Annotated in this window: 1 pseudogene; it reads left to right on the top strand. The window is 68.9% G+C overall.

Going from position 1 to position 244, the window contains the following annotated elements:
* Nucleotides 1-244, top strand: a pseudogene (locus tag BST14_RS32195) (hypothetical protein); the annotation flags it as partial.

Below are 244 nucleotides of genomic sequence, written 5' to 3'. Positions count from 1 at the left end.
GTCAATTTTCCATCAGCGCCAACACCCAGGCGACCTCCATGGCCAACCCGCTGAGCCTGCCGGTGGCTCTTGGCGGCACCCTTACCTACCTGGTCCTGGCCGGCTACCAGGAGCAAGGCCTGGGCCGAGGCTTCGTCGGCTACATCGACCTGCTGGCCTTCGCCACCCTGGCCGGCGGCGGCTGGCTCGGCATCCGCCTGGCGACCCCGCTGATCGGGCGGATTCCCGATGCGCTGCATGCACG

The sequence above is a fragment of the Mycobacterium arosiense ATCC BAA-1401 = DSM 45069 genome (assembly GCF_002086125.1).
GTDB classification, from domain to species: Bacteria; Actinomycetota; Actinomycetes; order Mycobacteriales; family Mycobacteriaceae; genus Mycobacterium; species Mycobacterium arosiense.
Note: the sequence above shows the minus strand (reverse complement) of the source record. Positions and strands in the feature narration are given on the sequence as shown.